Origin of the sequence: Bacillus cereus group sp. BfR-BA-01408 (assembly GCF_022663305.1) — a bacterium.
In the GTDB taxonomy this organism is placed as follows: Bacteria; Bacillota; Bacilli; order Bacillales; family Bacillaceae_G; genus Bacillus_A; species Bacillus_A pacificus.
Genome location: NZ_JAKUFF010000001.1, coordinates 125,830 through 139,092 on the forward strand (window position 1 = coordinate 125,830; position 13,263 = coordinate 139,092).

Genomic DNA, 13,263 nt, shown 5'->3' on the forward strand with positions numbered 1-13,263 from the left:
TTTATCGAGATGGATTAGCAACTTTTCTGTAACGATTTTTTATACTTAAATCATTTCAATTTATATAAACAAAAGGTGCAATTATACGATATACTAGAGGAGACGATTTGGCAATTAACTCCTAATGCTGAAGAGAAGCAAATGCAATTCATCAAAACTATAGAACGAATTGAATTGATAGGAGATCGAAATAGGTTAAAGCAAATTTTCTTGAATATTGTTCAAAATGCCATTAAATATTCACATAAAAATGGTAAAGTATATATTGAAGCGACTAAAAATGAAGGACAAGCAGTGATAAAGGTGAAGGACGAAGGGATTGGAATTGCTAAAGAGCATTTACCATATATAGAATAGTCATTTTACCAGATTAATAATCATGCTACAGGTGCGGGTCTTGGTTTAGCTATCGTTAAAAAGATGGTGGAGCTTCATGGAGGTACAATAAATATTATAAGTAAAGAAGGAATAGGAACGACCATTTTGATAAAACTCCCATTATAATACATATACAGTTTGTTTTATATAGTGTAATAAAATAAATAGATGTATAATTACATTGGGTGATTTATATATAAGATTAATAGGGAGAGGAATTCGATAGAATGGAAAAAGCTTTTAAAATTAAACGAGTAGTATTCGTTTTAATAGCGATTGCAGCAGTAGCTATTGGGTATTTCATGTTTCAATCCATTACTTCACCAGCAAAGGCTGTTGCAAAACAAGAAAATGTAGTACAACTCGCAAGTGAACAACCAAAAGTAGAAATGAATAAAACGGCACCAAGTCGTTTTAATGGCAAGGAAAGAAAAGTTGCTTATCTTACATTTGATGATGGCCCAGGGAAATATACGGCTGAATTATTAAATACGTTAAAACAACATGATGCGAAGGCGACATTCTTTTTAATTGGAGCGAATGTAAAAGAGTTTCCAGATTTAGTGAAACGTGAAAATGCAGAAGGTCATTATGTAGGAATGCATAGTATGACGCATAATTTTGCAAAGTTATATAAAAATGGCGAGTATGTAAATGAGATGAAAGAAGATCAAAGTTTAATCGCTAATATTATTGGGAAATCACCTAAATTAACACGTCCACCATACGGTTCAATGCCTGGATTAAATGAAAGTCTTCGAAATAAAGTGGTAGAAGGCGGCTTTAAAGTGTGGGATTGGACAATTGATTCATTAGACTGGAAATATAACAAAATGCAAGTTGATGCAGCTGCAGCACAAATTGCTCAAAATGTATTAACAAATGCAACAAAACCACAAGAAGTCATTTTAATGCATGACATTCATCCACAATCAGTTGCTGCTGTGCCAGCAATTTTAAAAGGGTTAAAAGAAAAGGGTTATGAGTTTGAAGCTTATCATGAAGAGAGTCACTTCCCAGTGAATTTCTGGCATGATAACCGTATGTAATGGAGGAATGAACGTTGAAGTATGGAAAAGTAGCAGTAGTTGGAGCACTATCAGTAGGACTATTAACAGGTTGTTTCGGTGAAAAACCAGAAGAAAACTTATATACAGCTTTTGAAACAGCGGCGAAGCAAGAAAAATCATTAGTTGATGAAGCGAAAAAATTAGAGAAGTTAGAGAAGGAAGGCCAAGAACTATATTCTCAAATTTTACAAGAAGGTAAAGATCATAATGACGCTGTTATGAAGAAAATAGAGCAAGCTACTGCAAATGTAGATGATCGTGAAAAAGTATTGAAAAATGAGAAAGAAATGCTAGAAAAAGCTCAGAAAGAAACAAAATCTGTTCAAGGAAATATAGAGAAGCTTGAAGATAAAAAGTTACAAAAACAAGCGAAAGCAGTAGAAGAGTCGTATAAAAATCGTTATGATGCATTCCAAAAGATGAATGAAAATTATACGAAGGCGTTGGCGACTGAAAAAGAACTGTATGAAAAATTAAAAGTAAAAGAAACGAAATTAAAAGAGATTGGTGAAAAAGTTAAAGCTGTTAATGAATTAACTGTGGAAGCACAAAAATCAAAAGAGCAATTTAACAATTTTACAAAAGAGTATAATGACAGTAAATTAGCATTCTACAAAGATGCAGAGATTAAGATTAAAGATCAGAAATAAAGAAGAATCTTAAAAGTAATAAAAAGCCGGGGAAACATCGTCACAAATGTTTTTTCGGTTTTTTACGTTAAATGAATAGAAAAGACTGGAATTGATATCATAAAAGAGTTATAGTGAATTATTCTAAGGGAAACATTGTTAAGTAAGGAGACTAGAAATATGTCATATGAATTTTTACTCAAATTAGGTTTAGCACTCTTTTTAGGATTATTCATCGGGATAGATAGGCAGCTAAAGAATAAACCGCTTGGCGTGAAAACAAGTATGGTTATTTCTGTAGCAAGTTGTTTAATTACGATGGTTTCAATTGAATCTGTACATGTATATTCTGTTCCAGGGCATACCAATATGGATCCAATGCGTTTAGCTGCTCAAATTGTGAGCGGGATTGGTTTTCTTGGAGCAGGTGTTATTTTAAGAAGAAGTAATGATGTTATTTCGGGATTAACGACAGCTTCTATGGTGTGGGCTGCTTCAGCTTTAGGTATTGCGATTGGAGCAGGATTTTATTTGCAAGCGACGGTTGCTATGATTTTAATCATTTTAGCAATTAATGTACTTCCGCAACTTGTGAAAATTGCAGGACCGTATTCATTAAGACAAAAGGACTTGTCTATTAAAATTACTGTAAAAGAGCATCATGAGTTAGATGGTATATTTAAGCAGATTAAAAATTTAGGAATGCATGTAAAACGCGTGAAGATTAAAGATATAGATAGTGGGGCATTTCAGCAATTAGAGATGGTTATTTTAGCTCCAGAAGACTTGTATACGACGGAGTTATATAGTTCCCTAAAAGAGATTGATCGAGTAGTTTCAGTTGAAGTGGAAAGTAGATAATGGTGCTAAAAAAGAGTGAAGTGAATTTACTCTTTTTTAATTTGGATTTTTTAGGAAATAAATTGATATAATGGTGAATAACAAGGGGGGAGAAATGATGGAAATACATATTAGAAGAGCGATAAAAGATGATATACCAGGTATAGCAAAGGTCCACGCTGATAGTTGGAAAACGACATATAAAGGCATATTCCCTAACGAGATTTTAGAAAATATAACATATGAGCAACGGGAAAAACAATGGGAAAATATTTTTCAAAAAGAATGTAATCATCAATTTAGATTTGTAGCAGAGACGTTAAATGGAGAAATAGTTGGATTCATCGATGGGGGAGTTGAAAGAAGTGGTGCATATAATTGTAATGGAGAATTATATGCGATCTACCTTTTACAAGAGTATCAAGGAATGAAAATAGGACAAAAGTTATTTCAAGCTTTACTATCTGAATGTATAAAAAATGATATGCAATCACTTTTAGTATGGGTTGTTACGAATAACCCTTCTAAAACGTTTTATGAAAAATTTAATCCAGAAAAAATTGATACAAAATTTTTAGAGAGATTACAGGTGGAAGAGACAGCGTATTGTTGGAAAGATATTAATAATATTATTATGTAAAGTGTATGTTTGAGAGAGGTATACCAATTAAAGTTTACCTCTTTTGTTTCACTCGAATGGTTTGGACATAATGCGAAAGATATATGAAAAGAAGAAATGAAAGTACTAACAAATAGAAATTTAGAAGTAGTAACTTCTTAGTATAAAATGATGTAAGAGTCTCTCATTGTAGAGACTCTTTTTTTAAAATACAAATAACCAAAAATTACCATGTATTTAAATTAAAATTTAACACAATTTATATATAAATAAGGAGGTGATTGGTAATGGCTAGAAATCGTAATTCTAATCAATTAGCATCACATGGAGCACAAGCGGCTTTAGATCAAATGAAATATGAAATTGCACAAGAGTTTGGTGTACAACTTGGCGCTGATACTTCTTCACGTGCAAACGGTTCTGTAGGCGGTGAAATTACAAAACGCCTTGTAGCGATGGCAGAACAACAACTTGGTGGCGGATATACTCGCTAATTGTAGAAGGTTATAGGAGAAAGGAAGGATTCTTCCTTTCTTTTTTTTCAATTAATTGGTATGGATATATTGTGAACTGGATTCAAAGAATAGGAATAATACTATATTTTCCCCAATTTCTTTTGTTATGAATGGGAAGTAGTAAAAATGTAATAGCCCTGGTGGAATGAAAAGTTACGTTCCAGCAGGGCTATTATATGGTAAGAAATATATGATGAAAGGTTTCGAAGCCAACATGTTAAAAAAAGAAAACTGTTGTTTAATTGCGCTTGCATCAGTTCCACTTGTTATGACATTAGGGAATTCAATGCTCATCCCAATTCTGCCGACTATTGAAAAGAAATTACATATTTCATCATTTCAAGTATCCATGATTATTACAATTTACTCTATCGTAGCCATTCTACTTATACCGATTGCTGGTTATTTATCAGATAGATGGGGACGAAAGATGGTAATGGTTCCGAGTTTGCTGATTGCGGCTATAGGAGGAGCGATAACTGGTTGGGTATCTTGGAAAGTTGATAATCCCTACACTTGGATATTGATTGGTAGAGCGATTCAAGGTATTGGTGCTGCTGGTGCAATGCCAGTTGTTATACCGTGTGTTGGTGATTTATACAAAGATGAAAAACAAGTTAGTACAGGTTTAGGAATCATCGAAACATCCAATACATTTGGGAAAGTGTTGAGCCCTATTTTAGGGTCTGCTCTTGCTGCCATTGTATGGTTCCTACCGTTTTGGGCGATTCCAGTTTTATGCGTAGTATCAATTGTTTTATTACTTGTTCTAGTAAAGGCAAAGAAACAAGAAGGAGAAGTACCACCGCTTAAAGAGTTTATAAAATCAATTCTTGCTACGTTTCGAGAAAAAGGAAGATGGTTAATTGCCATTTTTGCATTAGGTGCAATTATTATGCTTATTTTATTCGGAATTCTCTTTTATTTGTCAACTATACTGGAATCAAAGTATGACATTCATGGTATTTGGAAAGGGTGTGTACTTGCAATCCCGTTACTTGTACTGTCACTTAGTTCATATATGGCTGGCAAAAAAATTGGAGACAACCAAAATGTGATGAAGAAGTGTATTTACATTGGTTTTTTAATGGCTGCTGCATCAGTCATCATTCCTTTATTTATAAAAGGAATTTATTTACTACTTCTTTGTCTCGTTATTATGGGGGTAGGAATTGGTATGGCACTCCCATGTTTAGATGCTCTCATTACACAAGGAATTGAAAAGGAGCAAAGGGGGACGGTTACGTCATTTTATAGTTCTATGCGATTTATCGGTGTAGCAGCTGGACCACCTCTATACTCTTTTTTCATGAAAGGTGCTGACCATGAAGTGTTTTATTTAACAAGTATTTTCGCTGGGATCGGTGCTGCTATAGCAATCATTTGGATTAAACCAGCAAAAGATGCAAAGAACGTAAAAAAGAAACCAGAACCTACTTCATAATTTGAAAGAGAATTGCATGATGTTTTCAGTAACATGCAATTCTCTTTCGTTCATTAGGAATAAATAACTTGTTTTAACATATAAAGTGCGACACTCCATATGATGAGACCAGAAAATTTATTTAATAATACGATTGTCTTTCCGGTCGAGTCTAGCCTTTTTAGAAATTTCCCCGCTAAAGCTAAACTTATAAACCAAATCCAAGAAACGATAATAGTTGCAAGTGTGAAAGCCCATTTTTCATTTCCTATGTATTGAATAGAATTGGTTCCAATTACACCGATTGTATCTAAAATTGCATGTGGATTTAATAACGAAACCGATGCGGCGAAAAGGATTTGCTTTTTTAAGGGCATGCTTTTTTCTTGTTTTACATCGTTGGAAGGGTTACTTCTCCAAATAACAAAGCCCATGTATAGGAGAAAGAAAAATCCAATTATATATAACGAGTTAGTTAGCCAAGAAAAAGTAAGGAGTACAAGGGAAACACCTTGTACCGCTATCAATATGAGTAACGTATCACATATAGAGGCAGTTAATACGACAGGGGCTGCTCTCCAAATATTCGGTTGGCTCGCACCTTGGTTAAAGACGAAAACATTTTGAACACCTAATGGAATGATAAGGCCAAATGCAAGAATGATACCATGAATAATTGCTTCACTCATCATATTACCTCCTATTTTAATTCGTTATGATAGTGTATATTGTATAGAAGAAATGAAAATTTGTATCCATCCATATGGTTGGGGAGGTTACCAACCAAAAAGAATGTAAGGTGATATGATGGAAAGAATCGTTTGGAAACCGAATATGTCTCTAGCGACGCCTCTATATAAACAAATAGAAATGTATATAAAAGAAAGAATCGTTAATGGAGAATGGACTGTTGGAACGAAATTACCTTCACAAAGAGAATTGGCATATACATTTGGTGTGAATCGAAGCACAATTGTAATGGCTTTCGATGAACTAGTTGCAAAGGGGTACATTGAAGGGAATGGCAGGAAAGGAACAATTGTTGTAAATAATAATGTGAATGCTTCCACATACGCACCCCCGCCTAATTGGCAGTCTTATGTAGAAACAGGACTTCATTATCCGAATCTGCCTGCTATTCAAGAAATAAATCAAGCTGAATTTGATCCGCATGTAATTCGTTTAGGAACAGGTGAGCTCGCGCCAAGTCTTTTACCTGAAAAAAAGATGAAAGATATTATGAATAAGCTTTTAGGAGCCAAGATGATACTTGGCTATGAAGAGCCGAAAGGAAATCTTTCTTTAAGGAAGAAGATTGCAGATTATTTAAAAGGACAGGGTATATATGTATCTCCTGACTCTATATTGATTGTTTCAGGAGCAATTCAAGCGCTTCAACTTATTTCTATTGGGCTTCTTCCGAAAGGAGCGTCAATTTTATTAGAAAAACCATCATATTTATACTCTCTCAATGTTTTTCAATCAGCAGGAATACGTTTAATTGGAATGCCATTGGATGAGAGTGGGCTAGATGTGTCATATATTGCGAAATATAAGAAGCAATTTAATGCTTCTATTTTATATACAATCCCTTCTTTTCATAATCCAACTAATTTTAGCATGGATACGAAGAAGCGGACAGAAGTGATGGAGATATGCAATGAGATTGGATTGCCTATTATAGAGGACGCAGTGTATCAAGACTTATGGTTTGATGCTCCTATTTCGAAACCTTTAAAAGCATATGATAAAAATGGAATCGTACTACATATTGGAAGTATGTCTAAAGTTATTAGTCCGGGATTAAGAATTGGATGGATTGTTGGGTCTGAGCCTGTTATTCAAAGATTGGCAGACATAAAAATGCAAACAGATTATGGATCGAGTTCTATATCCCAGCAAATTGCAGCGGAATGGTTTACAAATGGATTGTATGATGAACATTTACAGTTTGTAAGAACTAAGTTGAAAAAACGCAGAGATTTTATGTTACAAATGTTAGAGAAATATTGCCATGATATAGCAACTTGGTATGAACCAGCAGGTGGTTTTTATATTTGGTTACATATGAATATCCCCGTTTCAAATCGTAGCTTATTTGACAAAGCTTTGAAAGAAAAGGTTTTATTAAATCCAGGTACTTTGTATGATAGAAGTGCAAATCAATTTTTGCGTTTATCATATTCATACGCAACGTTAGAAGAAATTGAAATAGGTATAAAAAAACTTGCACAACTAATGAAAAAGTAAGAGGAGAAAGTAATGAAACAATATGTAATTTGCCAAATTATCAATGGAGAAAAATATTTAGCTGCTTATGCGGAGACGAAGCAGGAAGCAATTGAAAAAGCAGAATTGTTAGGATTACGAACGGGAAATCGATACACCGTTATTACTGCAGAGGAAGCAGAAGGGTTAACTTATCCTTAAACAACGTATAATAATGATGCAGAAAGTAAATAAGCTTAGTAATATATTATTACTAGGCTTATTTTTTTGAAAGCGTTACGTGTTCTCGTATAAAAGATAATAATATTATGAGTCAAGTTGACGGAAATAACGATTTGATTTTCGATCCTGATTTCCGTTTCTATAGTTATCAATATATTGTCTGAAGTTCCACGATTGTAAAAACTTATTTGCGGCGTTATAACCAGAATTGTATAGCCACTCTTTTTCTTCCATTGTTAACTCAAAGTTTGTACTAGTAATGGACCCTGTTGGGATTGTAATTGTTCTTGCTTTTGATTCCTTGTCTAAATGACGTAAATCATGGGCTTGCATCATTGTTTTAAAAAGTCCTTTGAACATGGAGATCGGCTCGTTGTAGTGGGCTGGGTCAGCTTGAATCTCATCTTTTACGAAATGAAACCCAAAAGTCGGCCAGCGGGGAGAGGTAGGGGAGTCGAAAATCCAAATTGGATAATTGCTTAAAATTCCTCCATCAACCATATAACAAGGCTGCTTCCATTTTGGGGTTCTCCATTTCACCGGTTCAAAAAAGAAGGGGATTGTACTACTCATTCGTACAGCTTTAGCAATAGAGAAGCGATAATTTAAAAATCCGTAGTTTGGTAAATCATCGGGAAAGATAACCATTTTACCATTACTTATATCAGAAGCGATAATTTTAAGCTTATTTAAATCAGGTAAATCTGTAAATAAATGAACTCCTTTTTTTCGAAGTAATTCTTCAATCCATTCTTCTATAAAAATATTAGAGTAAATACCAAGAGTAGTCCATGCGCTTAATCCTTTTCCGATAAATGGGATTCTGTCAATAAAGGTTTTCTTCGTAAATTTATTATAATCAATATTTGTTATAATCGTTTTTAGCTCTGAGCAAGAGTATCCTGCTGCTAGGAGCGCAGCGATAATCGAACCAGCTGATGTTCCAGCTACACGTTCCCATTCATAGCCTTTTTCAGCTAACGCGCAAATTGCCCCTACATGCGCAATTCCGCGTACACCGCCTCCTTCAAAAACACCATCAATCTTCATAAAGCATACTTCCTTTCACATAAAAAATTTGAAAATGGCAAAAAAGCACGTATTGTACGTGCTTTTTTACAATAGTTTTTAAATTTACTAGCAGCCTACAAAGCCGCCCCAACAGCTAGCTCCGATGATGATTAGAAGGATGAATAAAACGATTAATAAAGCGAAACCTCCATAACCACATCCACCACAACTACCGCCGTAACCGCCGTAACCGTAACCGTAGCCGCCGCAACTATATCCGTAACCCATGTGGAATTCCTCCTTATATTAAAAATAAAAATGAACGAGGGGAAAATGTACTGGAAGAAATAATGAACTATCGTGTTTGTAGGAACAATGTATACTATGCTTTTTTAAACTTGTTCGCGTATGAAGGAAGAGCCCGTTTTTTCGGAGGCTTGTTGTTTTTATAAAGAATGGAGTATAATTTTTGTGCGATGATACAAATAAGTATGTAAATATAAGGAGAATGTATGAATAAACAAATTGAAGTATTAATTGATAAATATGGGCTGACGCATTTAAAAGAGGAACTTATGAATACTGTATTTCCTTGTATAAAAGTTGTGCCAAAGCAGGAGGAAACAGTAGCGATAGGTAGTTCGAAAATGGGAGGGGTTCCTGACTTGCCATTTACATTTGAATATCCAACGCATAAAGGAAATCCGTTACAGTTTATTGCACAATTTAATTTAAAGGATTTACAAAATGTTGGTATAGATCATAATCTTCCTAAGACAGGGATGTTATATTTCTTTAGCGTTGAAAATTACTTTGAAGAAGATGTGAATCCAACCGAAGCGGGACGTGTACTTTATTATGATGTTCCTGTTGAGCAATTACGGAGAGCGGATGAATTGCAAACGGATTATAACCAGTGTGCAACTACTTTTGAACTGACATATAAATTGCCAGAGCTTTTCATTGAAGATGAGAATGATTCAGATCGTTTCTTACAATTACTTGAAGAGCTAATCCCAGATAACTACGATAACCATCAAATATTTGGTGAGCCATTTTCTGTACAAGATGAGGTATTGTACGAAACTGGACAGTATATGGAAATAGACCCGCAGCAAATGACGCTTTTATTCCAAATTGACTCAGATACTAAAAATTGTAATATGATGTGGGGAGATTTAGGGATGCTTTATTTCTGCATTGGAAATGAAGACTTGAAAAATCGACGTTTTGAAAATGCATGTTGTGTATTACAAACTTGTTAAGGAAGAAGGTTGTTCTTATAAAAAGAACAGCCTTTTTACAATGTTAAATATGCATAATCTCATATGACCTATACGAAAAAGTATTGTATACTCTGAAACTATACGATACTTTTTCGTATAGTTATAGAATGTAAGGAGTGACATGATGGGAAAGACAAGTAAGTATGTGACAGCTGCCGCACTTTGTTCAACGATAGTAATGGGAGGCTTACAGGCTTCATCTGTATCTTATGCAGCTACGAATTCAACTGTAGCGACATCACAATCAGATGCAAAGTTGTTAAATGATTTTAGAAAAGAATTAAAAAAACAGGTTGATAATCGAGAAGAAAATATTACAATCACATATAAAACGAAAGATAGAAATGCTAGAAATGTGATGGACCAATTGTACGGCGAGTTTAATAAAGTTGTAGATGCAGATGAGTATGTAAAATATAATGTAGCGTCTACTAAATATTCTATTAAAGGGTTACCAGGAAACTATACGTTTACACTGCAAGTTAAGTACCGTGAATCAAAAGAGCAAACACAATATGTAAAATCCCAGGCGAAAGCGATTATAGGCTCGATTGTAAAACCAGGAATGGATGAGCATGAGAAAGTGAAAGCTATTCATGATTACGTTGTAAAACATGTATCGTATGATACGTCTTATGGAGCATATACAGCATATGAAGCGTTAGCGAATCGTTCTGCCGTTTGCCAAGGATATACGTTATTAACATATGAATTACTAAAAGAAGCGGGTATCCAAAACCATATTGTAACAGGTACAGGAAATGGACAAGCTCACGCATGGAATTTAGTGAACATTGAAAACAAATGGTACCACCTTGATACTACATTCGATGATCCGGTACCGGATAAAGCTGGGCGCGTAACATATTCATATTTTAATATGTCTGATGAGCAATTAAGTAAAGATCACGACTGGGATCGTAGTAAATATCCTGCAGCATCTACAAGTTATTTTAATGAATTAACAAACAAAATAAAAGCGGGTAGTTCAAAGACTGCGGCGTATGAACAAATGTTAAAAGAAACAAATTTAAAATATATGTCTACACAATACGGAGCAGAGAATTATAGTGAGTTTAAGAAGAAATTACAGCAACAATTTGCTTCTAAGCCAGAAAAGGTAGAAGTACGATATAAGCAGTCTATGGATGGAACAATGCAAGATATAAAGAAAGTGTTAAATGAAATAAATTGGCCAAAAGGTGCAAAGCGTGTATCTTATCAAGTAGCACCTTATAGTGCGATGGCAGATTATTCATTAGCGACAATTACATTTACGTATTAAGTAATGAAAAAGAGCATCTGTAAAAAGGTGCTCTTTTTACATTTGTTTATCACTTTAAAATATTGGGAATTATGTGATAAAATAACGAGGAGAGGATGTGAATGCTGAATGAACTTCTTCGAAAGTAATATATTTACATTGATATATACTTGTTTAGTAATCGGACTTATTGTTTTGTTTTTCATATCATTTACTTTGTTTATTAGAAGCGTATTACAAAGCAGTGCTGCAAAGAAACACCACGCGATTAATATGAACCAGAAGCTAGATCGAATTATTGAATTGCTTGAAAAAGATAAGAAATAGTGATAAAAGAAGTATGAAAAGGGGAAAGAGAATGGCCAATTATATAAAAGAATTACGTGAAAAAGTAGGACATGATTATGTTTTCTTAAACTTTGCCGGTGGTTGTGTATTTAATAAAGAAGGAGAAGTATTACTGCAAAAAAGAGGAGACTTTAATGCCTGGGGCTTTCCTGGCGGGGCAATGGAAATTGGAGAATCGGCTGCAGAAACTGCAATTCGAGAAATAAAAGAAGAAACCGGGTATGATGTAGAAATAAATGAGCTTATTGGAGTGTATACAAAATATTTTCAATCATATCCAAATGGAGACAAGGCACAGTCAATTGTGATAGTCTTTTCATGCTCAATTGTTGGAGGAGAGAAAAGAACAGACGGTGATGAAACATTGGATTTGCAGTTTTTCCCGTTAGATAAAATGCCGCCTTTATTTTGTAAACAACATGAAGATTGCTTGCAGGATGTATTGGAGAAAAGAGTAGGGGTATATCGTTAACATATAAAAAAGAAGCTAAATGAGATTAGCTTCTTTTTTATGTTTTACTTACTTCCACCAATCATCAAACATAGATGCTGGAACTTGTCTCTTATGTTCGCTCACTGTGTAACGTTTTTCAATTTTTTCTGCAACGTCAGTTGGAACTGCTTTACCTTCTAAATAGTCATCAAGTTGATCGTATGTAATACCTAACTCTGTTTCATCAGCTTGACCAGGTTTTTCATCCAATAAATCAGCTGTTGGCATTTTTAAATAAAGTCGCTCGTCTGCACCTAATTCTTGTAGTAAAGCACGTCCTTGGCGCTTCGTTAATCCTGTTAATGGTAATAAATCTGCACCACCATCTCCGAATTTTGTAAAGAATCCCGTTACAGCTTCTGCAGCGTGATCTGTTCCGATAACAAGAAGGCTGTTTTGTCCACCGATTGCATATTGTGTAACCATGCGGATACGTGCTTTCACGTTACCTTTATTGAAATCTGTTAATGATTCACCTAATAAGTTTTCGTATTGATTTGAGAAAGCATCAACTGTTGAAGCGATATCAAATGCAACAGATTGATCAGCTTGAATAAATTGTAATGCTAATTGCGCATCATCTTCGTCTTTTTGCACTTTATAGGGAAGGCGCACGGCGATAAACGTTGCGTTACCACCTTCATTACGAATTTCTTCAACTGCAAGCTGGGCTAAACGTCCCGCTAATGTAGAGTCTTGTCCGCCACTAATTCCAAGTACAAATCCTTTCGCACCTGTTTTTTTTACATAATCTTTTAAGAAATCAACACGTTTACGGATTTCTGCTTTCGGATCAATTACAGGTTGAACGTGTAATGCTTTCATAATCTGTTCTTGCAATGTCATTATGTTTTCCTCCTATTCATATTAAAGCGGTAAATAAGTTTATATGTATATTGGTACATACTTCTATCCTTTATTATTTCGCAAAATTAA

The 13,263-nt window shown here is 34.4% G+C and carries 16 protein-coding genes and 1 pseudogene; 13 read left to right on the plus strand and 4 right to left on the minus strand.

The window, feature by feature from the left end:
• Positions 1–39 precede the first annotated feature (39 nt).
• From MR083_RS00590 to MR083_RS00620, 7 genes and pseudogenes are all read left to right on the plus strand, one after another.
• Positions 40–504, plus strand: a pseudogene (locus tag MR083_RS00590) (sensor histidine kinase); the annotation flags it as partial.
• A 101-nt stretch (positions 505–605) separates the two neighbouring features.
• Positions 606–1,427, plus strand: a complete 822-nt coding sequence (locus MR083_RS00595) for a peptidoglycan-N-acetylglucosamine deacetylase (RefSeq protein WP_000409387.1) — start codon at positions 606–608, stop codon at positions 1,425–1,427.
• 14 nt (positions 1,428–1,441) lie between these two features.
• On the plus strand, positions 1,442–2,098 hold the full coding sequence (locus MR083_RS00600; RefSeq protein WP_242268244.1) for a YkyA family protein: 657 nt from the start codon (positions 1,442–1,444) through the stop codon (positions 2,096–2,098).
• Between the two features lie 159 nt (positions 2,099–2,257).
• On the plus strand, positions 2,258–2,938 hold the full coding sequence (locus MR083_RS00605; protein ID WP_000119508.1) for an MgtC/SapB family protein: 681 nt from the start codon (positions 2,258–2,260) through the stop codon (positions 2,936–2,938).
• A gap of 94 nt (positions 2,939–3,032) precedes the next feature.
• Positions 3,033–3,557, plus strand: a complete 525-nt coding sequence (locus MR083_RS00610) for a GNAT family N-acetyltransferase (RefSeq protein WP_046646897.1) — start codon at positions 3,033–3,035, stop codon at positions 3,555–3,557.
• 266 nt (positions 3,558–3,823) lie between these two features.
• Positions 3,824–4,030: an alpha/beta-type small acid-soluble spore protein gene (locus MR083_RS00615; protein ID WP_000113545.1), complete on the plus strand. Its 207-nt coding sequence runs from the start codon at positions 3,824–3,826 to the stop codon at positions 4,028–4,030.
• Between the two features lie 235 nt (positions 4,031–4,265).
• Positions 4,266–5,495, plus strand: a complete 1,230-nt coding sequence (locus MR083_RS00620) for a bacillibactin exporter BcbE (protein WP_033678375.1) — start codon at positions 4,266–4,268, stop codon at positions 5,493–5,495.
• 53 nt (positions 5,496–5,548) lie between these two features.
• Here MR083_RS00620 and MR083_RS00625 read toward each other — a convergent pair whose 3' ends face one another.
• Positions 5,549–6,163 carry a LysE/ArgO family amino acid transporter gene (locus MR083_RS00625; protein WP_001287294.1) on the minus strand — a complete coding sequence of 205 codons (615 nt, stop codon included), beginning with the start codon at positions 6,161–6,163 and terminating at the stop codon, positions 5,549–5,551.
• Positions 6,164–6,278: 115 nt separating this feature from the next.
• Between MR083_RS00625 and MR083_RS00630 the strand changes: the two genes are divergently transcribed.
• Positions 6,279–7,724 (plus strand): aminotransferase-like domain-containing protein, encoded by a 1,446-nt coding sequence (locus MR083_RS00630; RefSeq protein WP_116733349.1) that lies wholly within the window; start codon positions 6,279–6,281, stop codon positions 7,722–7,724.
• Between the two features lie 12 nt (positions 7,725–7,736).
• Positions 7,737–7,904 (plus strand): DUF3933 family protein, encoded by a 168-nt coding sequence (locus tag MR083_RS00635; protein ID WP_000816383.1) that lies wholly within the window; start codon positions 7,737–7,739, stop codon positions 7,902–7,904.
• Positions 7,905–8,009: 105 nt separating this feature from the next.
• On the opposite strand, the gene MR083_RS00640 is transcribed toward MR083_RS00635, so the two are convergent.
• Together MR083_RS00640 and MR083_RS00645 are read right to left on the minus strand one after the other, a co-directional pair.
• Complete coding sequence (locus tag MR083_RS00640; protein WP_000686819.1) at positions 8,010–8,975, minus strand: patatin-like phospholipase family protein; 966 nt, start codon at positions 8,973–8,975, stop codon at positions 8,010–8,012.
• Between the two features lie 87 nt (positions 8,976–9,062).
• On the minus strand, positions 9,063–9,224 hold the full coding sequence (locus MR083_RS00645) for a YjcZ family sporulation protein (RefSeq protein WP_242268246.1): 162 nt from the start codon (positions 9,222–9,224) through the stop codon (positions 9,063–9,065).
• Positions 9,225–9,448: 224 nt separating this feature from the next.
• On the opposite strand from MR083_RS00645, the gene MR083_RS00650 reads away from it, so the two are divergent.
• The 4 genes from MR083_RS00650 (at position 9,449) to MR083_RS00665 (ending at position 12,306) form a co-directional block, all read left to right on the plus strand.
• Positions 9,449–10,201 (plus strand): YwqG family protein, encoded by a 753-nt coding sequence (locus MR083_RS00650; protein WP_001041264.1) that lies wholly within the window; start codon positions 9,449–9,451, stop codon positions 10,199–10,201.
• A 145-nt stretch (positions 10,202–10,346) separates the two neighbouring features.
• Positions 10,347–11,507: a transglutaminase domain-containing protein gene (locus MR083_RS00655; protein WP_000520871.1), complete on the plus strand. Its 1,161-nt coding sequence runs from the start codon at positions 10,347–10,349 to the stop codon at positions 11,505–11,507.
• A gap of 108 nt (positions 11,508–11,615) precedes the next feature.
• Positions 11,616–11,813 (plus strand): DUF4083 domain-containing protein, encoded by a 198-nt coding sequence (locus tag MR083_RS00660; RefSeq protein ID WP_242268248.1) that lies wholly within the window; start codon positions 11,616–11,618, stop codon positions 11,811–11,813.
• 31 nt (positions 11,814–11,844) lie between these two features.
• A complete protein-coding gene (locus MR083_RS00665) occupies positions 11,845–12,306 on the plus strand; it encodes an NUDIX hydrolase (RefSeq protein WP_014893814.1) in 462 nt (153 codons plus the stop codon).
• Positions 12,307–12,354: 48 nt separating this feature from the next.
• Here MR083_RS00665 and nadE read toward each other — a convergent pair whose 3' ends face one another.
• Positions 12,355–13,173: an ammonia-dependent NAD(+) synthetase gene (nadE, locus tag MR083_RS00670; RefSeq protein ID WP_000174882.1), complete on the minus strand. Its 819-nt coding sequence runs from the start codon at positions 13,171–13,173 to the stop codon at positions 12,355–12,357.
• Between the last annotated feature and the right edge of the window lie 90 nt (positions 13,174–13,263).

What these genes read in the sequence shown, in the direction of transcription:
- MR083_RS00655 (WP_000520871.1), top strand. Translation starts at nt 10,347, where the DNA reads ATGGGAAAGACAAGTAAGTATGTGACAGCTGCCGCACTTTGTTCAACG.
- MR083_RS00605 (WP_000119508.1), top strand. Translation starts at nt 2,258, where the DNA reads ATGTCATATGAATTTTTACTCAAATTAGGTTTAGCACTCTTTTTAGGA.
- MR083_RS00620 (WP_033678375.1), top strand. Translation starts at nt 4,266, where the DNA reads ATGTTAAAAAAAGAAAACTGTTGTTTAATTGCGCTTGCATCAGTTCCA.
- MR083_RS00665 (WP_014893814.1), top strand. Translation starts at nt 11,845, where the DNA reads ATGGCCAATTATATAAAAGAATTACGTGAAAAAGTAGGACATGATTAT.
- MR083_RS00660 (WP_242268248.1), top strand. Translation starts at nt 11,616, where the DNA reads ATGAACTTCTTCGAAAGTAATATATTTACATTGATATATACTTGTTTA.
- MR083_RS00650 (WP_001041264.1), top strand. Translation starts at nt 9,449, where the DNA reads ATGAATAAACAAATTGAAGTATTAATTGATAAATATGGGCTGACGCAT.
- MR083_RS00615 (WP_000113545.1), top strand. Translation starts at nt 3,824, where the DNA reads ATGGCTAGAAATCGTAATTCTAATCAATTAGCATCACATGGAGCACAA.
- MR083_RS00640 (WP_000686819.1), bottom strand. Translation starts at nt 8,975, where the DNA reads ATGAAGATTGATGGTGTTTTTGAAGGAGGCGGTGTACGCGGAATTGCG.
- MR083_RS00630 (WP_116733349.1), top strand. Translation starts at nt 6,279, where the DNA reads ATGATGGAAAGAATCGTTTGGAAACCGAATATGTCTCTAGCGACGCCT.
- MR083_RS00625 (WP_001287294.1), bottom strand. Translation starts at nt 6,163, where the DNA reads ATGAGTGAAGCAATTATTCATGGTATCATTCTTGCATTTGGCCTTATC.
- nadE (WP_000174882.1), bottom strand. Translation starts at nt 13,173, where the DNA reads ATGACATTGCAAGAACAGATTATGAAAGCATTACACGTTCAACCTGTA.
- MR083_RS00635 (WP_000816383.1), top strand. Translation starts at nt 7,737, where the DNA reads ATGAAACAATATGTAATTTGCCAAATTATCAATGGAGAAAAATATTTA.
- MR083_RS00645 (WP_242268246.1), bottom strand. Translation starts at nt 9,224, where the DNA reads ATGGGTTACGGATATAGTTGCGGCGGCTACGGTTACGGTTACGGCGGT.
- MR083_RS00610 (WP_046646897.1), top strand. Translation starts at nt 3,033, where the DNA reads ATGATGGAAATACATATTAGAAGAGCGATAAAAGATGATATACCAGGT.
- MR083_RS00595 (WP_000409387.1), top strand. Translation starts at nt 606, where the DNA reads ATGGAAAAAGCTTTTAAAATTAAACGAGTAGTATTCGTTTTAATAGCG.